Source organism: Amycolatopsis sp. 195334CR (assembly GCF_017309385.1).
Classification (GTDB): Bacteria; Actinomycetota; Actinomycetes; order Mycobacteriales; family Pseudonocardiaceae; genus Amycolatopsis.
Genome location: NZ_JAFJMJ010000003.1, coordinates 783910 through 807392, shown reverse-complemented (window position 1 = coordinate 807392; position 23483 = coordinate 783910). Strand labels below are relative to the sequence as shown.

Genomic DNA, 23483 nt, shown 5'->3' with positions numbered 1-23483 from the left:
AACGGTGGACTGGGGGCATGCGGATCGGACAATCCCTCGTCACCCTCGGCGACTCCTCCGTCGCCGACCTCATCGCGGAAGCCGCGAAGGCCAAGGCCCGCGGCTACCACAGCGCGTGGACCAACCAGCGGCCCGGCGGGATGGACCCCATCACCCTGCTGGCCGCGACCGCGGACTCACCGGCGGAACTGGGCACCGCGGTGGTGCCCACCTACCCGCGCCACCCGGTGGTGATGGCCACCGAGGCGCTGACCGCGCAGGCGGTCACCGGCGGCAAGTTCACCCTGGGCATCGGCCCGAGCCACGAGCTGATGATGACCGGCCAGCTCGGCCTGCCCTACGAGGCGCCGGCGCGTCACACGCGCGAATACCTGGAGATCCTGCGTCCGCTGCTGCGCGGCGAGCACGTCAAGCACGCCGGGCGGTTCTACACCGTCGACACCCAGCTGGATATCGACGCGCCGGAACCGTCCGTGCTGGTCTCCGCGCTCGGACCGCGCATGCTGGAGGTGACCAGGGAGCTGGCCGACGGCACCATCGCGCTGTGGGTCCAGCCGCGGCTCATCGCCGACTACCTGGTGCCGCGGCTGCCCGACCGGCGGGTGGTGGTGTCGGTGCCCGTCTCCGTGACCACCGAGCCCGACCGCGTGCGCGAGGGCTTCGCCCGCGACCTCGCCATCATCAACGAACTGCCCGCCTACCGCGCGGTGCTCGACCGAGGCGGGTTGTCCGGCCCTGGTGACACGGTGGTCGCCGGGGACGAAGCGGCGGTGGCCGCCGAACTCCGCCGGTACGCCGACGCCGGGGTGACCGATCTGCTGCTCATGCCGACCGGCGACGAACGGGAACGCGAGCGCACGCTGGACTTGGTGCCGGAGCTCTTCCCCGCGTGACTGCCACCATGATCAGGTGGACTACCAATGGCGTGGAGCTGCCGGAGACGAGGAACTGGCCGAGCTGACCCGGTCGCACGGCGGCCAGGACAAAGCGGGCTGGTGGACCCGGGTGCGGGCGCACAGCCTCGGCTGGGTGACCGCCCGGCCACCCGGCGGAGTGCTCGCCGGGTTCGCCAACGTCGCCTGGGACGGCGGCGACCACGCGTTCCTGCTCGACCCGAAGGTGCGGCCCAGCCACCAGCACCAGGGCATCGGCACCGAACTGGTGCGCCGGGCCGCCGACGGTGCGCGGTCGGCGGGCTGCACCTGGTTGCACGTCGATTTCGAGGCGCGGTTGCGGCCGTTCTACTTCGACGCGTGCGGGTTCTCCCCGACCGAGGCGGGGCTGCTCCGGCTGACCGGTTGAGCGTGTCGTACAGGCCACAGTGGACATCGAACACCTGTGCGACGTATGTTGCCGGGTATGCAGCAGCCGACCAACCCCGACCGGCCGTGATCGTCAGCCCGCACACCCGCTGGCGGGGTGACGAGCTGCACGGCCGCGTGCCGGTGATCACCCCGGTGTGGGTGCGGCTGGACGCGCTCTACGTCCGCGTGCCCGGCGCGCCGGAGCACGTGGTGGAAACAGGGCTGGACGTCTCCGGTGAGGTACCGGGCAGGCTGCACGGCTGGTTCCCCACGGTGAAAGGGGACTGGCTCGGCGTGGTGAACTTCGACCTCGCCTACGCCGACGGCAGGCGCGACAAACTGTCCTTGCCGGACCAGCTGGTGCCCGCCTACGCGCTCCGGCTCCGGCGCACCTGAAGGCGCGCCGGGGCCGGGGGAGCACTTTCCATCGGCCTTTCTAGAACCAGTGGCTGCGGCCGCCGACCTTGGTGCCCGCCCGCCCGAGTACCGCGAGGACAACGCCGATGATCACCAACGCGATACCGATTGAATAAAGCACGGGAATGCTCGCGATGATACCGATGACAATCAGGATGACGCCGAGAACGATCATCTAACTGGCCTCCAGGTGGGGATTTCTGCGCCGCCCTGTGGTGGCGCGGGCAAGCCCCGGGTATCCCGTTCCCGTCCCGGATAAACCCGTTCGAATGAACCCGATCTCGCCGGGGGTGAGAATTACCGTGGTGGGTTTTTCACCGAATTCCCCGGCATTCTGCCGAACGGGCTAAGCGCGGAGCCCGGACGGCGGCTCACCGACCGCGTCCGGTGGCAGGAAGTGCACGTCGTGCTCGGCCGAGACCCGGACCGCTTCGGCCAGGTCGGTGAGGTCGTGCAGCCGGTCGAACAACTGCGCCAGCCGCCCGGCCGGGCTGACCCAGAACAACGCGCGGCTCGGCGCCTCGCTCCGGTTGTAGTAGGCGTGCGGCAGGTCCTTCGGCATCCGGACGGTGTCACCCGGCCCGGCGGTCAGCCAGTCACCGTCGAGGTAGAGGGTGAACACCCCCTCCAGCACGTAGATGTGCTCGTCCTGGGTGGGGTGCACGTGCGGCGGCACCCCGGTGCCCGGCGGGTCGTAGGTCTCGAAGGCGAAGCTGCTCTCGGTGGCGGACTTCATCGCGTACCGGTGACCCAGCACGTTCCAGACGCGGCTGCCCATGGCCTCACCGGCCAACGTGATGCCCTTGGGCAGCGGTCCCAGTACGATCTCTTCGGTCATGTCCTCATCCAAGCGCAGGCCACCCGGGTTTGCCTTTCGGCTGAACGGGGTAACAACGCGTCACCGACGCCTGAGTCGCTCGCGGAGGTGACGTTCATGTCGATCCCGGACGGGAACGAGTTGCAGTCCTCGCACCTGCTGAAAGACGTCAACGATCTCGCCGGGGTCCGCGCGGCCATCCGGGCGCTGGTCGAGCCGTACGGCCGGGACGCGGTGGTGGACACCCTGCTGGTGGCCGACGAACTGGCGGTGATCGCGCTGGGCAACGGACGGCTGCCCGGCGAGGTGCACGCGGTGATCAGCCCGTTCGCCGCGGCCCAGCCCCAGCTCCGGGTGGAGGTCCGCACCGGCAGGGAGGGCGACCCGCCGGGGACCGTGCCCAGCCAGGAGAGCTGGAAGGTGCTCAACAACTGCACGCTCGCCTGGGGCATCAGCCGCGACGGCGAGCGGACCACGTTCTGGGCCAACGTCCGGCTCCGCATCCCGATGGACGACGGGCACGACGCCGACGTGCTGGTGCTACGACCCCAGTGAGCTGACGGAAACCTCAGAAGAAGCCCTCGTGCCCGCGCGCGGCGGCCCGGTGCCCGAAGTCGGCGCTGATCCGGTCGGCGGCCTCGCGCAGCACCGGCACCACCTTCTCCCGCAACTCGGCCACGCTCGACCGGCCGCTGGAGGTTGACGACGCCAGCGCGGCGACCACCTTCCCGGACTGGTCGCGCACCGGCGCCGACGCCGAGAGCAGGCCGATCTCCAGTTCCTCGGCCACGATCGCCCAGCCCTGCGCCCGGGTTTCGGCCAGTGCCCGGCGGAACCGCGCCGGATCGGTGATCGTGTGCTCGGTGCTCGCGGGCAGTCCGTGCTCGGCGAGCACCTGATCGACCACCTCGGCGGGTTCCCAGGCCAGCAGCACCCGGCCCATCGAGGTCGAATGCGGCGGCACGCGGGTGCCGACGGAAACGTTGATGCTCATGATCCGCCGGACCGGGACGCGGGCCACGTACACCACTTCGGCGCCGTCGAGCGCGGCCAGCGAAGCCGATTCCTGGGTGTGCTCGGCCAGTCGCATCAGGTGCGGCTGGGCGATCTCGATCATCGCGTGCGAGGCCGAGTAGTGCTGCCCGATGCTCAGCACGCGCGGGGTGAGCGACCACCGTCCCGCCTCGCCGCGCACATAGCCGAGGTGTTGCAGGGTAAGGAGAATCCGGCGCACGGCCGGCCGGGAGAGGTCGGTGGCCGAGGCCAGTTCGGCCAGCGTCGGATTGGGCCTTTCGGCGTCGAACGCGAGCAGTACGGCGAAGCCGCGCTCGATGCTCTGGATGCGGTCGCGATCGGTCGGTCCGGTGGTCATGATCGCCATCCTCTCGTACCACCCCCGCTTGACACGACGTGTGCGCGCGGGGCACGCTCAACCCTGCACGCAGAGCGTGCTACTTGAACGCATAGCGTACAGGAGGCCGTAGTGTCCTCGCTCAAGACGCTCGACCAGCGGGAGATCCGGACCGGATTCGGCCGGTTCGCCACCGGGGTCACCGTGGTGACCTGCCGCAACGAGGCCGGGGAGCCCCACGGCGCCACGGTCAACGCCTTCACCGCCGTTTCCCTCGAACCGGCGCTCTGCCAGGTCACGCTGACCCGCCGGTCCAAGGCCTGCCGGTACCTCGGCGACGCGCCGTTCGCGGTCAACGTGCTCGCCGCCGGCCAGCTCGGAACCGCACTGCACTTCGCGGGCCGCCCGCAGGACACCCCGCCGGAGTGGGCCGAGGGGCCGACCGCCCCGGTGCTGGCGGGGAACGCGGCGACCATCTCCTGCCTGCCGTGGCGCACCTACGACGGCGGCGACCACCTCATCGTCATCGGCGAGGTGGCCCACCTCGAGACCAGCGGCGCGGACCCGTTGCTGTTCTACGCCGGTGCTTTCCGCGAACTGGGGCCGATCCAGGCCGATCCGCCCTGGGCCGCGTCGCTCGACTGTCCCGACAGCGGCTGGTTCGGCTCCGAACTGTTCTCGCCGCTGCCCGCCCGTTCCTGAGCCAGCCGGACCATTCAACGAAGAAGGGTTCCCATGACCATCCAGCAGGACCACGCCCCGGCGACCGCCGAGCCCGCCCGTCCGACCACCCGCCCGATGACCGGCGCCGAGTACGTCGAGTCCATTCGCGACGGTCGCGAGGTGTTCATCTACGGCGACAAGGTCGACGACGTCACCACGCACCCGGCCTTCCGCAACTCGGTGCAGATGACCGCTCGGCTCTACGACGCCCTGCACGACCCCGCCCAGCGCGACGTGCTGACCACGCCGACCGACACCGGCAGCGACGGCTTCACGCACCCGTTCTTCCGCACCCCGCGCAGCAGCGCGGACCTGTTCGCCGACCGCGACGCGATCGCGGCCTGGGCCAGGCAGACCTACGGCTGGATGGGCCGCAGCCCGGACTACAAGGCGGCTTTCCTCGGCACGCTCGGCGCGAACTCCGACTTCTACGAACCCTTCGCCGGCAACGCGCGGCGCTGGTACCGCGAGTCGCAGGAGAAGGTCCTGTACTGGAACCACGCGATCATCAACCCGCCGGTCGACCGCGACAAGGCACCGGACGAGGTCAAGGACCTGTTCATCCACGTGGAGAAGGAAACCGATGACGGGCTGGTCGTCTCCGGCGCGAAGGTGGTGGCCACCGGCTCGGCGATCACCAACTACAACTTCATCGCCCACTACGGCCTGCCGATCAAGAAGCGCGAGTTCGCGCTGGTCTGCACGGTGCCGATGGGCGCGCCGGGGATGAAGCTGATCTGCCGCAACTCCTACGCCGGCGTGGCCGACAAGACCGCCAGCCCGTTCGACTACCCGCTGTCGAGCCGGTTCGACGAGAACGACACGATCTTCATCCTGGACAAGGTGAAGATCCCGTGGGAGAACGTGTTCATCTACGGGGACGCCGACAAGGCGAGCACCTTCTTCCCCGGTTCCGGTTTCCTGCACCGGTTCACCTTCCACGGCGTCACCCGGCTCGCGGTCAAGCTCGACTTCATCGCCGGACTGCTGATGAAGGGCGTGGAGGTCACCGGTACCAAGGACTTCCGCGGGATCCAGACCCGGGTGGGCGAGGTCATCGGCTGGCGCAACATGTTCTGGGCGCTGTCCGACGCGATGGCCGCGCAGCCGGACGAATGGCGCGACGGCGCGGTGCTGCCGCACCTGGACTACGGGCTGGCGTACCGCTGGTTCATGACCGTGGGCTACCCGCGGGTGCGCGAGATCATCATGCAGGACCTCGGCAGCGGCCTGATCTACCTGCCATCGTCCTCTGTGGACTTCAAGTCGCCGGAGATCCGCCCGTACCTCGACCAGTACGTGCGCGGCTCCAACGGGTACGACTCGGTCGAGCGGGTCAAGCTGATGAAGCTGATCTGGGACTCGATCGGCAGCGAGTTCGGCGGCCGCCACGAACTCTACGAGCGCAACTACTCCGGCAACCACGAAGGCGTGCGCGCCGAACTGCTCTTCGCCGCCCAGCAGTCCGGGGAAGCGGACCGGATGAAGGGCTTCGCCGAGTCGTGCATGGCCGAGTACGACCTCGACGGCTGGACCGTGCCCGACCTGTACAACCCCGGTGACCAGACCCTGCGGGCCCGCTGAGCGGAGGAGAAACCCATGACCACCACGGAAGAACCCACCGCGGCGGGGGCAGGCGCGTCCGCCACCGAAGCCTTCCGCGCCACCCGGCGGCACACCGGCGGGGAGGCCACCGCCGAACGCGTGGACGCCGTCGTCCGCGCCGTGCTCGCCGGTGTGCACCAGGCCATCCGCGACGAGCGGGTGACCTACCCGGAGTTCCAGGCGGCCAAGCAGTGGCTGATGGACCTGGGGGAGGGCGGCGAATGGCCGCTGTTCCTCGACGTCTTCGTGGAGCACGTGGTCGAGGACGTGGCCGCGGAATCGCAGAAGGGCACCAAGGGCAGCATTCTCGGCCCGTACTACCTGCCGGACCAGCCGCGGCTGCCGTCGGTGACGGCGCTGCCGTCGCGGCCGGACGAGGCGGGTACCCCGCTGGTGTTCACCGGCCAGGTCCGCGACGTCGACGGAAACCCGGTGTACGGCGCGGAACTCGACCTCTGGCACGCCGACGAGCAGGGGTACTACTCCGGTTTCGCGCCCGGCATCCCGGAGGGCAACCTGCGCGGGGTGGTGGTCGCCGACGGCCAGGGCCGGTTCGAGATCAGCACGATCCAGCCCGCGCCCTACCAGATCCCCACCGACGGCCCCACCGGGAAGCTGATCGAAGCCGCGGGCTGGCACCCGTGGCGGCCCGCGCACCTGCACCTGATCGTGCGCGCACCCGGTTACCGGCCGATCACCACGCAGTTGTACTTCGAGGGCGGGCAGTGGCTCGACAGCGACATCGCCGAAGCCACCAAACCCGAACTGGTGCTGCGGCCGGAACCCACCGGTGACGGCGGCCTGCGCTCGGCCTACGACTTCGTCCTCGAACGGGCCTGAACCCCTTTCGCCCCAACGGAAAGCGAGCTTCCATGACCGACCTGCGCATCGAGCGAGTCGACACCGTGCTGCTGGACGTGCCGCTGCGCCGGCCGCACCGGTTCGCCAGGACGAGCATGGCGGCCCAGCCGGTGCTGCTGGTCTTCGTCCGCACCGCGGGCGGGGTCACCGGCGTCGGCGAAGGGGTGGTGCCGGGCGGCCCGTGGTGGGGCGGCGAGTCGGTGGAGACCATGCGGCTGGTGGTCGAGCGGTACCTCACCCCGGTGCTGCTCGGCCGCCGGGTCGACGATCTCGCCGGGATCCAGCGGGACCTGGGCGACGTGGTCGCCGCGAACCTCTACGCCAAGGCCGCCGTGGAGGTCGCGCTGCACGACGCCTGGGCCCGCTGCCTCGGGGTGCCGGTGCACACCCTGCTCGGCGGGGTGGCCCGGCGCTCCATCCCGGTCACCTGGGCGCTGGGCACCGAACCGGCGCCGGTGGTGGTCGAGGAGGCGCTGGGCAAGCTGGACGCCGGGCTGCACCGGAGCTTCAAGCTGAAGATGGGCGCGCTGGAGCCCGCCGAGGACGTGGCGCGGGTGTGCGCGATCGCCGAGAAACTGGCCGGCGTGGCCGGGGTCCGGGTGGATCTCAACGCCCGCTGGGACCTGCTCACGTCGTTGACGTACCTGCCGAAACTGGCCGACGCGGGGGTCGAACTGGTCGAACAGCCGGTGCCCGGACCCGAGGTCGAAGCGCTCGCCGAGATCAACCGCGCGCTGCCGATCCCGGTGATGGTCGACGAAAGCCTGCGCACCCCCGGTGACGCGCTGCGGCTGGCGCGGTTGCGCGCGGCCGACGTGTACGCGCTCAAGACCACCAAATCCGGCGGGCTGCGCCGGACCATGGCCATCGCGGAAATCGCCGCGGCCGCCGGGATCCCGTGCCACGGCGGCACTTCCATCGAAAGTCCGATCGGTACCGCGGCCTCGTTGCAGCTGGCCTGCGCGAGCCCGGCGGTGACCTGGGGCAGCGAGCTGTTCGGGCCGCTGCTGATGAGCGAGCAGCTGCTGACCACACCGCTGCGCTACGCCGACGGCGAGCTGCACCTGCCGGACGGTCCCGGGCTGGGCGTCGAGCTGGATCCGGCCGCGGTCAAGGCGTTCACCCGCACCTGAGAAGGAGATCCCCGTGTTGTTCCACGTCCGGATGGACGTCGCCATCCCGCACGACCTCGACCCCGCCGCCCGCGACGAACTGGTGGCCACCGAGAAGGCCAGGGCGCTGGAGCTGCAGCGGACGGGGGTGTGGCGGCACCTGTGGCGGGTCGTCGGGCGCTACAGCAACATCAGCGTGTTCGACGTGCCGTCGAACGACGAACTACACGGCATCCTGTCGTCGCTGCCGCTGTACCCGTTCATGACGATCCAGGTCACGCCGCTGGCCACGCACCCGTCGGCGCGACCGGTTCCGACGGAGTTCCGTCCGGGCTAGGCGCTGTCCGGCGAGTCACGCATCGCGAAGCCCATCGAGCAGACTCGCCGGACAACGCCTAGGCTGGTGCGTCGTGGCCTGATCGGCTTCCTGGGGAGATTCCGATGCGCACCGCACTGCTCGCCCTTGTCCTCGCCGCCGCCGGAGTGGTGGTCGCTCCGCCGGTCCAGGCGGCACCGTCGCCCGTTCCGGTGATCTACGACAGCGATCTCGACGTGGACGACGCGTCGACGCTGGCCTACCTGTGCGTCCAGCACCAGGAGAACCGGATCGACCTGCGCGCGGTCACCGTCACCAACAACGGTTTCGGCACGCCCGGCCGCGCCCGCCAGCACGCGATCAGCGTGCTCGAGCAGTGCGGGCTGCCGGGCATCCCGGTCGCCGACGGCTCGGACACCGGCGTGCACCCGGCGCCCGCGTCCACCGTGCGCGACATGGAGGAGGTGCTCACCGGCGCGCTCGGTGACGCCGGGCGCACGCCGCCGCCGTCGGAGCTGACCGCGGCCCAGCTGATCGCGAAAACGCTGGCGTCGGCCAAGGGCAAGGTGTCGGTGCTGGTGACCGGGCCGCTGAGCAACCTCGCGCGGGCCGTGCCCGAAGGCAGCCCGCTGGCGCACAAGGTGTCGGCCGCGCACGTGATGGGCGGGGCGGTGCACGTGCCGGGCAACCTGTTCGGCGAGGCGCTGCCGGGGTTCGACAACAGCCAGGAGCTGAACATCTGGCTGGACCCGCCGTCGGCGCGGGCCGCCTTCGGGGCCGTGCCGGTGCGCCTGACCCCGCTCGACGCGACGAACGACGTGCCGATCACGCAGGCCTACGTGGACCGCGTCGGTGCCGAGGCGCGGACGCCGAGCGCGCGGATCGTGCACGCGATCATGACGCAGCCGATCATGCGGGACGGGATCGCGCTGGGGTACTTCTACTGGTGGGACGCGCTGGCCGCGGTGTGGGGCTTCGGGGACGGCGGGGTGGTGACCGAGGCGCGGAAGACCCCGATCGTGGTGGTTCAGCACGGTGAGCAGTCGGGCCGGACCGCGCCGCGGGCCGGGGGAGACCGGCTGCTGGTCGCGCTCGGGGCCGATCCGGTGCGGTTCGAGCAGGCGTTCCTCGACGGGCTCAACGGGGACTGAGCGGTAGGGCATCATGGGGTGGTGGAGTCCACCCGAGTGGACCGCTGGCTGTGGGCGGTCCGGCTGACCAAGACCCGACCGGATGCCGCCGCGGCCTGTCGTGGCGGGCACGTCCGCGTCAACGACAAGCCGGCGAAACCGGCCACCACGGTGTCCCCCGGCGACGAGGTGCGCGCGCGGGTGGGTGACCGGACGCGCGTGGTCGAGGTGGTGCGGGTGATCCAGAAGCGGGTGGGTGCCGCCGACGCGGCCACCTGCTTCATCGACCGCACGCCCGCGCCGCCGCCGGAAGCCGCCATCCCGGTCGCCCGGCGGGACCGGGGCGCCGGACGGCCGACGAAGCGCGAACGGCGGGTGCTGGACAAGTTCCGCTCCAGCCGCGCCTGAGCCGGTCAGGCGGCCAGCGGGAGCCATTCGAGGTCGGCGTGGCGCAGGGTGGCGTCGGCGCCGGAGAGCCATTCGATCGAGCGCCACGAGCGGATCTTGTAGCCCGCCTCGGCCAGGCCCTCGGCGAAGGTTTCGCCCGCGATCTCCAGCGCCGGGTACGGCGTGAACCGGGTGTGGCTGGCGACGCCGAGCAGGTCACCCCGCACGGCGATGGCGATCAGCGCGGCGCCGTGCATGCGCTGCGCCAGTTCGGCGGCTTCGCGGTGGCTGATTTCCCGGTCCAGTCTGGCCGAGACCACCGTGGTGTTGTTCGGTGTCATGGCATCCACTCCCATCGACAGTCCACTAGCGACACTGCCGGGGCACCCAGCCTAACCCGGGGAACGCGCTCCGTCGTGGTGCGAACGGCCCCCGCCCGGATGGGTTAACCCGGCCCGGCCCGGTAGCTCCGTCGTGGACGGTGACCGTGCTCACCACCAGCCGAAACTCTGATAACGCGACGGTGCCCAACGCCGACTAACGGTTCCGAAGCGACCAAGTGCGAGGCGTGTGATGTGGACAGAGACCGTGGTGGACCGGCTGCTGGTCCAGTGGCGCGCGGAGATCGACAGCGTGCCGATGCCCGAGCTGGTGTCGGTCGAGCGAGCGGTGGCGATCGTCGACCACGCGCGGCGGGCGCGGTCGGCCTGACTCACCGTGAGTGATCAAATACCGGGCGAACGACCACGCTGAGGTACAGGTCACGCTCGACGCCGGAACACCGGCGGCGCTGGAGCGTTGTACTGGGTGCCGGCCCGCGAGAAGTCCCGGGCGCCCCCCTCGCCCCAGCGGAGACCAGTTCGCCTGGCTCCGCGCGGTGACCCACGGGCCGGCCCTCGAGCTCCCGCTTCGCCTCGGAGCGCCCCCGATCCTTGCAGGCGAAGCGGGACCTAAAGCATGGTTGACCACGGCTTGCGTAGCGGTGCGGGTGGCGGAACCTCAGGCGGCTTCTCGCTCCGGGAGCTCCACCTCATGAATACCGATTCACCACGGTGAAGCTGTCCTCGCGAGAAGCCACCTGAGAACCCGCTGCGGTGCGGGTGGACGGCCCACAGCAAGCGGCTCCGCCGCTTGGGAAGCGTCAGTCGTGCGGGTGGCCGGACCTAGCCCTTCAACCGGGCGGGCAGGTGTTCGTAGCCACGCAGGATTCGGGTGGGGCGGCGCCGGGCGCCCGGCAGGAGCGCCAGGCGGGGGAAGCGGTCGAACAGCACCCGCAGCCCTACCTCCCCCTCCATTCGCGCGAGCGCGGCGCCGAGGCAGTAGTGGCGACCCGCGGAGAAGGACAGGTGCTCCCGCGCGTTCTCCCGGCCCACGTCGAAGCGCGCCGGGTCGTCGAACACCGCCGGGTCGCGATTCGCCCCGGCGAGAATGGTGGTCACCACCGCACCCTCGGGCACCCGCACGCCGGACACCTCGGTGTCGCGCAGGCACGTCCGGCCGGTCAGCAGCACCGGCGGATCGACGCGGAGGATCTCGTCGACCGCGTTGGCCCAGCCGCCGTCCTCCAGCGCTTCGAGCTGCTCCGGGTGCTCGTGCAGGAGCGCGATGCCGTTGCCGAGCAGGTTCACCGTGGTCTCGAACCCGGCGGCCAGCACCAGGCCCGCGGTCGCCCGCAGCTCGTGGTCGGTGAGGCCGACCCCGTCCTCACGGGCCGCGATGAGCTTGCTGAGCAGGTTGTCGCCCGGGTTCTCCCGCAGGTGGTCCAGGTGTCGCGACAACCACGTGTCGAACGCCTCGAGCGCCGCCTCCACCGCGCGGAACTGCCGCCAGGGCAATCCCATGTCGAGGCTGGGCGCGGCCGCGGAACCCAGCTCCAGCATCCGGCGGCGTTCGTGCGCTGGCACCCCGAGGATCTCCGCGATCACGGTGACCGGGAGCAGACCGCAGTAGGTGCCGACCAGGTCGACCGGCCCGGTGGCGTCGAGCTGGTCGATCAGGTCGTTCGCGATCTGCTCGGTGCGCGTGCGCAGGTTCTCCACCGCCCGCACGGTGAACACCCTGGTGACGAGCTTGCGGTAGCGCGTGTGGTCGGGCGGCTCGGTGGCCAGCAGCGACGGCGGCGCGATGGGGTGCAGCACTTCGCTCGCGGACCATTCGGTCAGCCGTGCCAGCAGGCCGGTGCCCGCCGCGCCGATCCCGCTGCGGAAGTCGTTGCCGGTGAGCACTTCCTTGACCGTCGCGTGCGTGGCGGTGGCGTAGACGAACCGGGATTCGAGCAACGGCCCGCGGGCGCGGATGCCGTCGAACAGCCCGGTCAGCTCCGCGGTCGGCGCCGCGTTGGCCTCGACGAAGAGGCGGGCCTGCAAATCGCCGCGGCGGGCCGCGACGCGGAGCGCGGTCCGGGGCAGCGCGTGCCCCAGGCTCCAGCGCACCACCGGTTTGATCCTGGTCTCCGCGGTCGTCGGCACCTTACCAAGAGTAGGAAAGGAAAGAGCCCCTGGTCAAGGGCGGGTTGCCGGGTGGCAGCTGAACATCCTGGACGGTGGGTGATTCACCTGGCTACCGTCGGTGGCTCACCGGCGGAAGGTGGATCCCATGCGTGTTCGCGGTTCGATGGCCGTTGCCCTGCTGGCGGCAGCCGTGGTGGTCCCGGCGGCACAGGCGTTCCCGCCCACCCCGAAGCAGCAGGTGCTCGACCACCTGCGCGCGACCGCGGGCGGCGGCGTGATTTCGGGGCAGCACAACAAGGAACCGGCCTCGCTGCCGTCGCAGTACACCGCGCAGGTGCACGCGATCACCGGGCAGTACCCCGGGCTGTGGGGTGGCGACCTGATGTTCCGCGCCCCGGACGTGGCCGACCGGCAGCACGTCATCGACCAGGCCCGAACCGAATGGGCCAACGGTTCGCTGGTCACGCTCACCTGGCACGTCTGCACGCCGACCGGCCCGAGCACCTGCGAGTTCGAGGGCGGCGTGAAAACGCGGATCGACGACGAGCAGTTCCGGCAGGTCGTCACCGAGGGCACCGCGCTGAACCAGGCGTGGAAGCGGCGCCTCGACGAGGTCGTGCCGTACCTGCGCCAGCTGAAGGACGCGGGCGTGCCGGTGTTGTTCCGGCCGCTGCACGAGATGAACGAATCCTGGAACTGGTGGGGGAACCGGCCCGGTCCGGACGGTGGCGCCGAGCTCTACCGGATCACCCGCGACCACCTCGACGGCCAGGGCCTGGACAACCTCATCTGGGTGTGGAACGTCCAGGACAACCCGAACGGCGGCTGGGCGCAGTACTACCCGGGCGAGGACTACGTCGACCTGGTCTCGCTGGACGTCTGGTACAAGAACCACCCGAGCGCGGCGGACTACCAGCAACTGCTGGGCATCGCCGGGCAGAAACCGGTGGCCGTGGCGGAAATGGGCAAGATCCCGGACAACGCGATGCTGACCTCGCAGACCCGCTGGAGCTACTTCATGATCTGGTCGGAACAGTTGCGCGGCAACAACACCAACGCCGAGATCCAGGCGGGCTACTTCCACCCGCGCGTGCTGAACCAGGGTGAGGTCCAGGTGGGCTGACCGCCTACTCCTTGCGGCCGCTGACGGCCAGCCCGACGCCGAGCCCGACCATGGTGAGCCCCGCCGCGCCGCCGACCAGGTCCAGGCGCCGCGCCGAGCGCGCGAACCACGATCGGACCGCGCCCGCCGCCACGCCCCACACCGAATCCATCGCCAGTGCGATCACCGCGAACACCGCGCCCAGCACCACCATCTGCAGACCGGCCTGCCCGGCGCCCGGGTCGACGAACTGCGGCAGGATCGCCGCGAAGAACACCACCGTCTTCGGGTTCGTCACGCCGACGATGAAGCCCTGCAGCAGCGTGCGCCCGCCGCTGATCGGGGCCGCCTCCGCCTCGAAGGCCTCCCGCAGCGCCCGGCGGCGCCGGATCGCCTGGACACCCAGGTAGACCAGGTAGGCGGCGCCGACGAGCTTGATCACGGTGTAGATCACGGCGGAGGCCTGGATGATGGCGCCCACCCCGATGGCGACGGCCGTGGCGGCGGTGAAACTGCCCAGCGCCCCGCCGAGCACGGTCGTCAGCGCGACCCGGCGGCCGTACGCCAGCGCGCGGCTGACCGCGAAGAGCACGGCCGGACCCGGGATGAGGATCAGCAGGAACGACGCGAGCGCGAAAGCGGCCAGGCGATCAGGCGTGGGCATGCCGCCAGATTAGACGATCACGGGCGAACTAACGCACGCGTTCACCGGCGGCGGCGGTGAAGCGGTATTCGACGGTGAGCGGCAGGGTGTCCAGGTCCAGCGCTTGTCGCAGGCGCGGGACGGCTTCGGTGTCCAGTCGATCCCGGATTGCACTGAGATCACCGGAATCGTGGGCCCGGATGATCACCGCCAGCGTCGGCGCGTGACGCGGGCCCGCCAGCGTGGCGCGTGCCGAGTGCACCCCGGCGTAGGCGCTGACCTCCTCGGCGAAGGGCGCGACCGCGGTGGACGCGGCGAGTTCGGTGCGCCCCGCCGCGGGATCGCTTTCGTAGCGCCAAGTGTGCGTTTTCGGCTTCTGCGCCAGCTGGGCCAGCAGCCACCGCAACGCCAGCAGGCCGAGCACGATGGCGACCGCCGCGGTGGTGTAGAGCGCCCACGTGGGCGGGTTCTCGGGCAGCAGCGGACCGGACCGGTCGATCCAGGTGAGCTTGCCGGAATAGGTGCCCAGCGCGAACCCGCCCGCCGCCAGCAGGGTCAGCCCGGACAGCCCGAGCAGTGCGCGGTTGAGCCGCGCCGGGCGGTTGAGACCGGTCATTTTGTCCTCCTGACCACCTTGACCGAGATCCGCGGGCTGGTCGCGGGATCGATTCGGCCGAGCCGTTCGGCCAACGCCGAGCGCACGGCGTCCGCCAGGCCCGTGGTGTTCGTCCGATCAGTGCGCACCTTCGCCGAGAGCCTGCGCCGGCGCACGGTGAGCTTCGCCCGCGACACCCCGTCCACGTTCGCCGCCGCGCGGCGCAGGGTGGACCGGTAGCTGGGCCGGGACACCCCGGAATCCGGGCGCAACGGCAGCACGGTGAGCCTGCCGGGCAGCACCGCGGCGCACCCCAGTAAGAGTCCTAAAAGGACAAGGGTGCCACCGGAAATCGCGATCGGCAGGGCACGCCAGTCCAGCCCCGCCACCGCGTTCCAGTCGATCCACGGCCGTTCCCCGAGGATCAGCTGGATGGCCACCACCGCGACCACGGTGCTGCCCGCGGCCATCACCAGCGCCGCCGAGGTGGCCGCCACCACGCGGCGGGGACGGCGCTTCACCGGACCCTCCGCGGTTCGGCGGCGCTGGTGCGCAGGGCCGCGACCGTGATGTCCACTCGCGAAACCGTCAGCCCGGCCAGCTCACCGACGCGGTGCCGCAGGTGCCGCCGCGCGTTCTCGGTGGTACTGGCCACCGGAACCGGATAGCTGAGCGCGAGCCGGACGTCCAGCGTCGCCGAATCGCCGGTCACCCGCGCGCGGACCTTCGCGGGCTGGTCGGTGCCATCGAGTTCGCTGACCGCGCGTGTGGCGATGCGCTCGACGACGCGGTCCTCGATGGTGAGCGTGCCGCGGTCCTCCGTGTCCACCGCGGTCACCCCCGATCGCGGCCGGTCAGCTGGGACAGGTCGAGCTCGCCGTCCAGGAAGCGCCCGACGAGCAGGCCGAGCCCGCCGAGCACCAGCACGATCAGGAAGGCGCCGAAACCGCCGAACGCGGCCGCGAGGCCGAGCGCCAGGCCGGTGAGCAAGCCGATGCGGGTGGCGTTCATGGTCTTCCCCCCACTCAGTTCACGCGGCCGGTTTCGGCGGGGGCGGAGTCGTCCTCGTCGGGCAGGTGCACGTCCGCGACGGTGATGTTGACCTCGACGACCTGGAGTCCGGTCATCCGCTCCACCGCGGTGATGACGTTGCGGCGCACGGCGCGGCTCAGGTCGGCGATGGCCACCCCGTATTCCACTTCGAGCTGGAGGTCCACCGCGGCCTGGCGTTCGCCGACCTCGACCGAGACGCCCTGCCCGGCGCTCGCGGTGGCGCCGGGAATGCGCTCGCGCAACGCGTTGAACGCCCGCGAAGCTCCACCGCCGAGCGCGTGCACCCCGGAGATCTCGTGCGCGGCCAGCCCGGCGACCTTGCGCACCACCGTGTCGGCGATGGTGGTGATGCCCTCGGTGGTGACCAGGTCGCTGCCCGGCTGCTGCTGCTTCTCGTTCGCCATCTTGTCCTCCTCGTCGGGTGGTCGAACGCGTCGGTGGAAGGACACGGGGGTGGGGGAAACGTCACGGGCGGGTTTTGTGGTGCCGCTCACCGAAATTTCCCGCGCCGACCAATCCGCCCCGGCACCGGTGCCGAATCCCCGGCATGACCAGCGACGAAGCACGATCCACATCGGACACCGCAGCGGTGCCGCGGCTCGTCGCGGCGTTGCTGGGCGTGCTCGCGCTGCTCGCGGCGCTGGCCGCCGGGCACCTGGTCGCCGGCTTCATCGGCAGCAACGCCTCGCCGTACCTGGCGGTCGGCAACGGCGCCATCGACCTGACCCCGGTGGAACTGAAGGACTACGCCGTCCGCACCTTCGGCACCTACGACAAACTGGTGTTGCTGCTGGGCATGGCGGTGGTGATGGTGCTGGTGGCGGCCGCCGCCGGGCTCGCGTCGAGGCGGTCGGTGGTGCCCGGCGCGGTGGTGATCGCGGCTTTCGGCGTGATCGGCATCATCGCGGTGGCCGCACGTCCGGACCTGAGCGCCGTCGCCGTGCTGGCGCCGATCGCCAGCCTGCTCGCCGGCGTCGGGGTTTTCGCCTGGCTGCACCGGCTTTTCCGGACCAGGGCGGAAGAACGGGAAGACGGCCCGTCCCGGCGTTCGGTGTTGCTCGCCGGAGCGGGGGTGGTGGTCGGCGCGGGCGTGGCCGGTGCCGCCGGACAGGTGCTCGCCGGTTCGCGTGACGCGGCGACCTCCCGGGCCGGCGTCGGCGCACTGGTGCCCGCGCGCACCGCGCCCGCGATCCCGGCCGACGCCGACTTCGCGAAACTCGGCACACCACCGTTCCTGACGCCCAATAAGGATTTCTACCGCGTGGACACCGCGTTGTCGGTGCCGCAGGTGCGGACCGAGGACTGGAGCCTGCGCATCCACGGCATGGTGGACCGCGAGGTCACCTACGACTTCGCCGACATCCGCGACCGGCCGCTGGTGGAACGCACCATCACCATGACCTGTGTGTCCAATGAGGTCGGTGGCCCGTACGTGTCCACGGCGAACTTCGTCGGGGTGGACCTGGCGGACCTGCTGACCGAGGCCGGGGTGCGTCCCGGTGCCGAGCAGTTGTTCTCGACCAGCGTGGACGGCTGGACCGCGGGAACGCCGGTGGCCGCCGCGCTGGACCGGGGGCGCGGCGCGATGCTGGCGATCGGGATGAACGGTGAACCGCTGCCGGTCGAGCACGGTTTCCCGGCCAGAATGGTGGTACCCGGTCTCTACGGATATGTTTCGGCCACCAAATGGGTGGTCGATCTGGAGGTCACCACCTGGGCGGCCCGCCGGGCCTATTGGCTCGACCGGAACTGGGCCGAACAGGCCCCGATCAAAACGCAGTCCAGGATCGATTTCCCGAAGGGTTTCGAAACGCTGCCCGCCGGACGGGTGCGGCTCGGCGGGGTGGCCTGGGCGCAGCACACCGGGATCGACCGGGTCGAGGTCCGGCTGGACCGCGGACCGTGGCAGGAAGCCATGCTGTCCAAGGAAGTCAACCTCGACACCTGGCGGATGTGGTGGCACGAGTTCGACGTGCCCGCCGGCAGCCACCAGATCACCTGCCGCGCCACCGACAAATCCGGCTACACGCAGACCGAAGAACGCCAGGGCACCGTGCCCGACGGCGCGACCGGCCTGCACACGATTTCCTTTTCGACGCGGTAATCACCCGATCGGGTGCCAATCCGCTCGTGCAGTAGTTCCGAATGACCGATGACAGGCAGTTCTCCCCAGGGCTGCGCACCAGGAAAATGGAGTGATTTCCGTGAAGAACCTTCGTGTCGCCGGAATCGGTTTCGCCGCGGTGGCCGCGCTCACGCTGACCGCCTGCGGTAGTGACGACATGGCGTCCCCCGGTAACACCAGTGCGCCCGCTCCCGCGCCGTCGAGCGAGATGGCGCCGCCGATGTCCAGCCCCGCCGCCGCGGCGGGTGACGGGGTGACGACCAACGCCGACGTGTTCGGCCCGGCCTGTTCCCAGCTGCCGCAGGGCAGTGAGCCCGGTTCGCTGGACTCGATGGGCCCGCAGCCGGTGGCCAGCGCCGCCTCGACCAACCCGCTGCTGACCAAGCTGGTCGCCGCGGTCAAGGCCACCAACCTGGTGGACACGCTGAACAGCCAGGAAGCGATCACCGTGTTCGCCCCGGCCGACCCCGCCTTCGCCGAGCTGGGCGACGCGAAGTTCACCGAGCTCGCGGGCAAGCCGGACGAGCTCGCCCCGATCCTGCAGTACCACGTCGTCCCGAAGCGCTACGACGCCAAGGGCCTGGAGGCCGCGGGCGGTTCGCTGGAGAGCCTGAACACCGCCGGTGGCCCGCTGAAGATCGAGGGCAGCGGCGAGAACATGACGGTGAACGGCGCGAAGGTGCTGTGCGGCAACATCCCCACCAAGAACGCCACCGTTTTCGTGATCGACAAGGTGCTGATGCCGGGCACCAACAAGTAGGCACACCGAAAAGCCCGACGCGGCGGTCCCCGGGGAGGGGGCCGCCGCGTTCCGCTGTTCAGCCGTGGGTCACGGTCTCACCGCCGGCCACCTCGCGCCCGGTCACGTCGGTCTTCAGGGTGACCGGGCCGAGTTGGGAGAGCGCGAGCTCCGCCCACACCGTCTTCCCGCCGTCACCGGTGGTCTGCCCCCAGGCGTCGACGTAGGCGTCGACCATGCGCAGCCCGCGGCCGCCGTCGTTGTCCGGCACCCGGTACGCGGCCGGTTCCGGTGAGCCGTCGCTGACCTCGATGCGCAACCGCCCGGCCGACCGGCGCAGGCGCACCCGGCGTGGTGCCGCACCGTGGCGGATCGCGTTGGACGCCAGTTCGTCCAGCGCACCGACCGCATCGGCCAGCACCGGCGGATCCAGCCCGGTGAGCACCGTCCTGGCCCACCGCCGGACCCGCCCCAGTTCGGTGGGGTCACCGGAGAAACCCAGTACTGGCTCCCGGTCCTCCGCATCGAGCACGGTCGCGGCCCTTTCCCCGATCAGCGAAACTCAACGGTGGGTACCCCGGCGTAAACCTCCTACGCGCGAGCGGCGGCGGCACGCGCGACGGCGAGCTTGCGCGGGGTGCACCGGCGTGGTGTGTAGCCTTCCCCAGACGGCCGTCCCCGGACGTGCCGTCGTGGTGGCGGCAAAGGGTGGATTCGGCGGGATTCGGAGGGTGGATGGGCTCGGCTCACTCGCCTGAAAAGGCAGGTCCACTCCCACGGCTGTCGGTGGGCTACCGGTTGCACGTGCTGCTGGTCGAGGACGACGACGGCGACGCGCTGCTGGTCGAGGAGATGCTCGCCGACGCGCTGGAGCCGACCACGCTGCGGCGGGTCGGCACGCTGGCCGAAGCGCTGTCCGCGCCGATCCGCGCCGACTGCGTGCTGCTCGACCTCGCGCTGCCCGACGCGATGGGCCTCGACTCGGTGGCCCGGCTGCGCCGGTTCGCGCCGGGGACCGCGGTGGTGGTGCTCACCGGCCGCGCCGACGAACGCACCGGCCAGGCCGCGGTCGCCGCCGGTGCCCAGGACTACCTGGTCAAGAGCCAGGTCGACGGCCCGCTGCTGAGCAAGGCGCTGCGGTACGCGTGGGAGCGCAAGCGGGCCGAGGAGGTCGAGCAGTCGCTGCGGGAACAGCAGTTGCTGGCCAGGGAGTACACCCGGCTGGAACGCGGCCTGCTGCCCACCCCGCTGCTGGCGTCCGGGGAACTGTCGCTGATCGCCCGCTACCGGCCCGGCCGCGACGGCGCGCTGCTCGGCGGCGACTTCTACGACGCGGTCGAACTGGCCGACGGCACCCTGCACGTGATCATCGGCGACGTCTCCGGCCACGGACCCGACGAGGCCGCCCTCGGCGTGGCCCTGCGCATCGCCTGGCGGTCGCTGGTGCTCGCCGGGCTGCCGCAGGACCAGGTGCTGGCCACCGTCCAGCAGGTGCTCACGCACGAGCGGATCAACAACCAGTTCGCCACCGTGTGCGTGGTCTCGGTGGCGCCGGACCGGCGGTCGCTGAGCATGCGGCTGGCCGGGCACCCGCCGCCGCTGCTGCGCACCGGGTCCGGCGCGCGACTGCTGCCGGTGGACCGGCTCGGGGTGCCGCTGGGCGTGCTGCCCGCCGCCCGCTGGGAACCGCTGGAGGTCGAGCTGGAACCGGGCTGGGCGCTGCTGCTGTGCACCGACGGCATCTTCGAGGGCCGCAGCGACGGGCCGGGGACCGAACTGCTCGGCCAGGAGCAGATGACCGAGCTGTTCCTCGGCCTGCTGCGCGACCGGCCGGACTGGCGGTCCGGTCCGGCCGGCGTGCTCGACGACCTGATCGCCGAGGCGGAGCGCCGCAACGGCGGGCCGCTCGACGACGACGTCGCGGTCGTCCTGCTCGGCCACCGGGAGGCGGCGTGACCGCCGAGACCCCGGCCGAGCGGCGCCGGCGCGCGAGCACCGGCTGGCCGATCCGCCGCTGGATGACCCTGCTGGCCACGATCACCGCCGCGTTGCTGGCCGGGATCATCGTGGCCGGCGTGGTGGCGCTGGAGAACCTCGACACCGCCCGCGCCCGCCTGGTCGACGAGATCGACCCCGGGCTGATCGGCGCGCAGACGCTGACCTCGGCGCTGCTGAACCAGGAGACCGGCGTCCGGGGCTACCTGCTCACCGGCGACCGCCGGTTCCTCGCGCCCTACCCGCAGGGACTGGCCGAGCAGGCGCGCGCGGTGACGCAGCTGCGTGACGCCGGTGCCCGGCCCGGCACGGTGCCCGGCGACGACCTCGACGCCGTGCTGGAGCGGGCGGGGGAGTGGCAGCGCGTGGCCGACAGCTGGACCGCGCCCGGCGCACCGCCGGTCGGCGTGGCGCAGGTCGAGCAGAGCAAGGCCTACTTCGACGGCGTCCGCGAGGTGCTCGACACCCAGCGCGCCCACTACAGCGACGCGCGGATCGAAGCCAGGGAGGGCCTGGACAGCACGGCGAGCTTCCTGCAGTCGATGCTCGCGGTCATCGCGGTCCTGCTGATCGTCCTGTTCGCCGCGCTCTACCTCGGCTTCCGCCGGGCCGTCGCCCGGCCGCTGCAGACGCTGGCCACCGAGGTCAGGGCGGTCACCGAGGACGACCTGAACCGCGAGGTGCGCGCCGGCGGCCCGCGCGAGCTGGTCGAGCTGGGTGCCGACGTGGAGGACATGCGCCGCCGGATCGTCGCCGAGGTCGGTGAACTGCAGCACGCCAAGGCCGAGCTGCAGCGGTCCAACTCGGACCTGGAGCAGTTCGCCTACGTCGCCTCGCACGACCTGCAGGAGCCGCTGCGCAAGGTGGCCAGCTTCTGCCAGCTGCTGCAACGCCGCTACCAGGGCCAGCTCGACGAGCGCGGCGACCAGTACATCGAGTTCGCGGTGGACGGCGCCCGCCGGATGCAGGCGCTGATCAACGACCTGCTGGCGTTCTCCAGGGTGGGCCGCAAGACCGGCGAGACCGCCGAGGTCGACACCGCGAAGCTGGTCGGCCAGGCGACGCGGAACGTCGAGGCGACGATCGAGGAGACCGGCGCCACCGTCACCCACGGCGAGCTGCCGGTGGTGCACGGCGAAGCCAGCCTGCTCACCGGCGTGTTCCAGAACCTGCTGAGCAACGCGCTGAAGTTCCGCGGGGAGGAACCGCCGGAGGTGCGCATCGAGGCCGAGCGCGACGGCGACGAATGGGTCTTCTCGGTCACCGACAACGGCATCGGCATCGAAGCCGAGTACGCCGACCGCATCTTCGCGATCTTCCAGCGGCTCCACCCGAAGAGCGCCTACCCGGGCACCGGGATCGGGCTGGCGATGTGCCGGAAGATCGTGGAGTACCACGGCGGGCGCATCTGGCTCGACACCGAGGCGCCCGCCGGGCGCACCCGGTTCCGCTTCACCCTGCCCGTGACCCCGCGGACCCCCGGGGAAGACACCGACACCACCGAGAACACAGAGAGCGAGCCGTCGTGAGCGATTCACTGGCCCCGATCGACATCCTGCTGGTCGAGGACGACCCCGGCGACGTGCTGATGACGCAGGAGGCGTTCGAGCACCACAAGATCCGCAACTCGCTGCACGTGGTCAGCGACGGCGTGGAGGCGCTGGACTTCCTGCGCCGCGACGGCGAGTACACCGACGCGCCGCGCCCCGGGCTGATCCTGCTCGACCTCAACCTGCCGAAGAAGGACGGCCGCCAGGTGCTCGCCGAGATCAAGGCCGAGCCGGAGCTGCGCAGCATCCCGGTGGTGGTGCTGACCACCTCCGAGGCCGAGGAGGACATCCTGCGCAGCTACGACCTGCACGCCAACGCCTACGTCACCAAGCCGGTCGACTTCGAGCGCTTCGTCGAGGTGGTCCGCCAGATCGACGACTTCTTCGTCACCGTGGTCAAGCTGCCGAAGTAACCGGCACGCCGAACTCCGCTTCGGTGCGGTCCCGGTCGACGTACATCGTCCACGCGGTGGCGGCGATGTCGTCGGGGTCGAGCGTGCCGATGCCCTCCAGCGAGGGGTCCCGGTCCACGAACGAGCGGTGGATGTCGCCGCGTTCGATCAGCCCGCCGATGGTGAGCGTGGCCGCGTAGACGCCCTTGTCCTTCAGCGCTTCGGCCAGGGTGAGCACGTACATGCGCAGCGCGGCCGAGGCCGGCGCCAGGTTCCCCAGCATCGGCATGGGGATCTTGCCGCTGAGCCCGCCGCCGAAGAACAACGCGCCGTCGCCGCGCGAAACCATGCCGGGCACCACTTCGCCGACCAGCGTGGCGGCCGCGGTGAGCAGGTTGTCCATAGGTGCCAGCAGTTCGGCCGCGCCGGCTTCGGTGAGCGGGACGACCGCCAGCGTGGCCGGGCTGACCGGTCCGAAGTAGACGGTGTCGTACCCGCCCAGGTCGACGGTGATCTGGCCGAGCACCCGCTTGAGGTCCGCCGCGTCGGTGACGTCGGCGGTGTAGGTGTGCGCCTCGATCCCCGCCTCGGTGAGGCTGGCGCGGTAGCCCTCGTGCCTGCGGTCGGTGCGGGAGACCAGTGCCACCCGGAAACCCTCGCGCCCGAACCGGTGTGCCATCGACATGCCGAGGCCCGGTCCCGCCCCGAGCACCACCAGCACCTTGCCTGCCTTCTCCGTCATCGCTGTCCCTCCGATCGATGTTGAGGTCGTCCTCAACTTAATTCGACGCTAGCGCTAAGTTGAGGGAGTCGTCA

General features: G+C 71.0%; 31 protein-coding genes. 18 read left to right on the top strand and 13 right to left on the bottom strand.

What is annotated here, in order from left to right; all coding sequences use genetic code 11:
• Positions 1-17: 17 nt before the first annotated feature.
• The 3 genes from JYK18_RS40920 to JYK18_RS40910 all read left to right on the top strand — a co-directional run bounded on the left by JYK18_RS40920 (position 18) and on the right by JYK18_RS40910 (position 1700).
• Positions 18-893 (top strand): TIGR03564 family F420-dependent LLM class oxidoreductase, encoded by an 876-nt coding sequence (locus JYK18_RS40920; protein ID WP_206809292.1) that lies wholly within the window; start codon positions 18-20, stop codon positions 891-893.
• A 16-nt stretch (positions 894-909) separates the two neighbouring features.
• Positions 910-1302: a GNAT family N-acetyltransferase gene (locus tag JYK18_RS40915; RefSeq protein WP_206809291.1), complete on the top strand. Its 393-nt coding sequence runs from the start codon at positions 910-912 to the stop codon at positions 1300-1302.
• 86 nt (positions 1303-1388) lie between these two features.
• Positions 1389-1700 (top strand): hypothetical protein, encoded by a 312-nt coding sequence (locus tag JYK18_RS40910; protein ID WP_206809290.1) that lies wholly within the window; start codon positions 1389-1391, stop codon positions 1698-1700.
• Between the two features lie 40 nt (positions 1701-1740).
• Here the strand turns inward: JYK18_RS40910 and JYK18_RS40905 are convergent, their stop codons facing one another.
• Positions 1741-1896, bottom strand: coding sequence for a DUF6131 family protein (locus JYK18_RS40905; protein ID WP_194240158.1), 156 nt, complete (start codon positions 1894-1896; stop codon positions 1741-1743).
• A gap of 171 nt (positions 1897-2067) precedes the next feature.
• The gene (locus JYK18_RS40900) at positions 2068-2559 is read right to left on the bottom strand and encodes a cupin domain-containing protein (RefSeq protein ID WP_206809288.1); all 492 of its coding nucleotides are present in this window, start codon (positions 2557-2559) and stop codon (positions 2068-2070) included.
• Positions 2560-2655: 96 nt separating this feature from the next.
• Here JYK18_RS40900 and JYK18_RS40895 point away from each other — a divergent pair, with 96 nt between their 5' ends.
• A complete protein-coding gene (locus JYK18_RS40895; RefSeq protein ID WP_206809287.1) occupies positions 2656-3093 on the top strand; it encodes a hypothetical protein in 438 nt (145 codons plus the stop codon).
• A 13-nt stretch (positions 3094-3106) separates the two neighbouring features.
• Here JYK18_RS40895 and JYK18_RS40890 read toward each other — a convergent pair whose 3' ends face one another.
• Positions 3107-3910 carry an IclR family transcriptional regulator C-terminal domain-containing protein gene (locus JYK18_RS40890; protein WP_307796286.1) on the bottom strand — a complete coding sequence of 268 codons (804 nt, stop codon included), beginning with the start codon at positions 3908-3910 and terminating at the stop codon, positions 3107-3109.
• 111 nt (positions 3911-4021) lie between these two features.
• Between JYK18_RS40890 and JYK18_RS40885 the strand changes: the two genes are divergently transcribed.
• The 7 genes from JYK18_RS40885 to JYK18_RS40855 all read left to right on the top strand — a co-directional run bounded on the left by JYK18_RS40885 (position 4022) and on the right by JYK18_RS40855 (position 10044).
• On the top strand, positions 4022-4591 hold the full coding sequence (locus JYK18_RS40885; protein WP_206809285.1) for a flavin reductase family protein: 570 nt from the start codon (positions 4022-4024) through the stop codon (positions 4589-4591).
• A gap of 33 nt (positions 4592-4624) precedes the next feature.
• Entirely contained in the window at positions 4625-6196 is a 1572-nt protein-coding gene (locus JYK18_RS40880; protein WP_206809284.1) for a 4-hydroxyphenylacetate 3-hydroxylase family protein, read from the top strand.
• A gap of 15 nt (positions 6197-6211) precedes the next feature.
• Positions 6212-7057 (top strand): catechol 1,2-dioxygenase, encoded by an 846-nt coding sequence (gene catA / locus JYK18_RS40875; protein ID WP_206809283.1) that lies wholly within the window; start codon positions 6212-6214, stop codon positions 7055-7057.
• Positions 7058-7089: 32 nt separating this feature from the next.
• The gene (locus JYK18_RS40870) at positions 7090-8211 is read left to right on the top strand and encodes a muconate/chloromuconate family cycloisomerase (RefSeq protein WP_206809282.1); all 1122 of its coding nucleotides are present in this window, start codon (positions 7090-7092) and stop codon (positions 8209-8211) included.
• A gap of 13 nt (positions 8212-8224) precedes the next feature.
• Entirely contained in the window at positions 8225-8527 is a 303-nt protein-coding gene (gene catC / locus JYK18_RS40865; protein WP_206809281.1) for a muconolactone Delta-isomerase, read from the top strand.
• Positions 8528-8631: 104 nt separating this feature from the next.
• The gene (locus JYK18_RS40860; protein WP_206809280.1) at positions 8632-9657 is read left to right on the top strand and encodes a nucleoside hydrolase; all 1026 of its coding nucleotides are present in this window, start codon (positions 8632-8634) and stop codon (positions 9655-9657) included.
• Between the two features lie 21 nt (positions 9658-9678).
• Complete coding sequence (locus JYK18_RS40855; protein WP_206809279.1) at positions 9679-10044, top strand: RNA-binding S4 domain-containing protein; 366 nt, start codon at positions 9679-9681, stop codon at positions 10042-10044.
• A 5-nt stretch (positions 10045-10049) separates the two neighbouring features.
• On the opposite strand, the gene JYK18_RS40850 is transcribed toward JYK18_RS40855, so the two are convergent.
• Positions 10050-10364: a hypothetical protein gene (locus tag JYK18_RS40850; protein ID WP_206809278.1), complete on the bottom strand. Its 315-nt coding sequence runs from the start codon at positions 10362-10364 to the stop codon at positions 10050-10052.
• A 232-nt stretch (positions 10365-10596) separates the two neighbouring features.
• Between JYK18_RS40850 and JYK18_RS40845 the strand changes: the two genes are divergently transcribed.
• Entirely contained in the window at positions 10597-10734 is a 138-nt protein-coding gene (locus JYK18_RS40845) for a hypothetical protein (protein WP_206809277.1), read from the top strand.
• Positions 10735-11186: 452 nt separating this feature from the next.
• On the opposite strand, the gene JYK18_RS40840 is transcribed toward JYK18_RS40845, so the two are convergent.
• Entirely contained in the window at positions 11187-12491 is a 1305-nt protein-coding gene (locus tag JYK18_RS40840) for a cytochrome P450 (protein WP_206809276.1), read from the bottom strand.
• A 127-nt stretch (positions 12492-12618) separates the two neighbouring features.
• Between JYK18_RS40840 and JYK18_RS40835 the strand changes: the two genes are divergently transcribed.
• A complete protein-coding gene (locus tag JYK18_RS40835; protein WP_206809275.1) occupies positions 12619-13596 on the top strand; it encodes a glycoside hydrolase family 26 protein in 978 nt (325 codons plus the stop codon).
• A gap of 4 nt (positions 13597-13600) precedes the next feature.
• Here the strand turns inward: JYK18_RS40835 and JYK18_RS40830 are convergent, their stop codons facing one another.
• Genes JYK18_RS40830 through JYK18_RS40805 form a run of 6 tightly spaced genes read right to left on the bottom strand, consistent with a single transcriptional unit; the run spans position 13601 to position 16270 of the window.
• Positions 13601-14239, bottom strand: a complete 639-nt coding sequence (locus tag JYK18_RS40830) for a LysE family translocator (protein WP_206809274.1) — start codon at positions 14237-14239, stop codon at positions 13601-13603.
• Positions 14240-14267: 28 nt separating this feature from the next.
• Positions 14268-14834: an alkaline shock response membrane anchor protein AmaP gene (locus tag JYK18_RS40825; RefSeq protein ID WP_206809273.1), complete on the bottom strand. Its 567-nt coding sequence runs from the start codon at positions 14832-14834 to the stop codon at positions 14268-14270.
• Positions 14831-15334, bottom strand: coding sequence for a DUF6286 domain-containing protein (locus JYK18_RS40820; RefSeq protein WP_206809272.1), 504 nt, complete (start codon positions 15332-15334; stop codon positions 14831-14833). Before JYK18_RS40820 ends, JYK18_RS40825 begins: the two co-directional genes overlap by 4 nt.
• On the bottom strand, positions 15331-15642 hold the full coding sequence (locus JYK18_RS40815; protein WP_307796285.1) for an Asp23/Gls24 family envelope stress response protein: 312 nt from the start codon (positions 15640-15642) through the stop codon (positions 15331-15333). Before JYK18_RS40815 ends, JYK18_RS40820 begins: the two co-directional genes overlap by 4 nt.
• 5 nt (positions 15643-15647) lie before the next feature.
• Entirely contained in the window at positions 15648-15824 is a 177-nt protein-coding gene (locus tag JYK18_RS40810) for a hypothetical protein (RefSeq protein ID WP_205215344.1), read from the bottom strand.
• Positions 15825-15838: 14 nt separating this feature from the next.
• Positions 15839-16270, bottom strand: a complete 432-nt coding sequence (locus JYK18_RS40805; RefSeq protein WP_206809270.1) for an Asp23/Gls24 family envelope stress response protein — start codon at positions 16268-16270, stop codon at positions 15839-15841.
• A 143-nt stretch (positions 16271-16413) separates the two neighbouring features.
• Here JYK18_RS40805 and JYK18_RS40800 point away from each other — a divergent pair, with 143 nt between their 5' ends.
• Both JYK18_RS40800 and JYK18_RS40795 read left to right on the top strand, forming a co-directional pair.
• Positions 16414-17970, top strand: coding sequence for a molybdopterin-dependent oxidoreductase (locus JYK18_RS40800; RefSeq protein ID WP_206809269.1), 1557 nt, complete (start codon positions 16414-16416; stop codon positions 17968-17970).
• A 100-nt stretch (positions 17971-18070) separates the two neighbouring features.
• Positions 18071-18751, top strand: a complete 681-nt coding sequence (locus tag JYK18_RS40795; protein ID WP_206809268.1) for a fasciclin domain-containing protein — start codon at positions 18071-18073, stop codon at positions 18749-18751.
• Positions 18752-18809: 58 nt separating this feature from the next.
• On the opposite strand, the gene JYK18_RS40790 is transcribed toward JYK18_RS40795, so the two are convergent.
• Positions 18810-19262, bottom strand: coding sequence for an ATP-binding protein (locus JYK18_RS40790; RefSeq protein WP_307796284.1), 453 nt, complete (start codon positions 19260-19262; stop codon positions 18810-18812).
• 203 nt (positions 19263-19465) lie between these two features.
• On the opposite strand from JYK18_RS40790, the gene JYK18_RS40785 reads away from it, so the two are divergent.
• The 3 genes from JYK18_RS40785 (at position 19466) to JYK18_RS40775 (ending at position 22688) form a co-directional block, all read left to right on the top strand.
• Entirely contained in the window at positions 19466-20686 is a 1221-nt protein-coding gene (locus tag JYK18_RS40785; protein ID WP_206809267.1) for a PP2C family protein-serine/threonine phosphatase, read from the top strand.
• A gap of 62 nt (positions 20687-20748) precedes the next feature.
• Positions 20749-22254 carry an ATP-binding protein gene (locus JYK18_RS40780; RefSeq protein ID WP_206809994.1) on the top strand — a complete coding sequence of 502 codons (1506 nt, stop codon included), beginning with the start codon at positions 20749-20751 and terminating at the stop codon, positions 22252-22254.
• Complete coding sequence (locus JYK18_RS40775) at positions 22251-22688, top strand: response regulator (protein ID WP_206809265.1); 438 nt, start codon at positions 22251-22253, stop codon at positions 22686-22688. Before JYK18_RS40780 ends, JYK18_RS40775 begins: the two co-directional genes overlap by 4 nt.
• Here JYK18_RS40775 and JYK18_RS40770 read toward each other — a convergent pair.
• Complete coding sequence (locus JYK18_RS40770; protein ID WP_206809264.1) at positions 22672-23409, bottom strand: SDR family oxidoreductase; 738 nt, start codon at positions 23407-23409, stop codon at positions 22672-22674. The two genes, JYK18_RS40775 and JYK18_RS40770, sit on opposite strands and share 17 nt — an antisense overlap.
• Between the last annotated feature and the right edge of the window lie 74 nt (positions 23410-23483).